Annotated in this window: 1 pseudogene; it reads right to left on the bottom strand. The window is 65.1% G+C overall.

The annotated features are described in order from the left end of the window. Window positions 1-232, bottom strand: a pseudogene (locus AC3XQU_RS25045) (aromatic ring-hydroxylating dioxygenase subunit alpha); the annotation flags it as partial.

Genomic DNA, 232 nt, shown 5'->3' with positions numbered 1-232 from the left:
AGTCATCGCTCATCATCTGCTTCCATTTGCCGTACGCGGCACGCATGCCGGTCTCGTCTGTGACGTGGGAGGTAGGCCAGCCTTCGGGGCTGGTGAACTCGCGCTCAAGCCCTCGGTTGACCAGGATTGGCATCTCCGGGGCACCTTGAGCGCCGCGCTGGACACGGTCCCATCCCTCCGAGTCGTCGGGCGTGCCGAACCCGAACGGGCCTTGGAAGTGCTCATGCACCCG

The sequence above is a fragment of the Telluria sp. AZSoR62 genome (assembly GCF_058111565.1).
The sequence above is the reverse complement of the archived record's forward strand: the minus strand, read 5'-3'. Positions and strand labels throughout refer to the sequence as shown.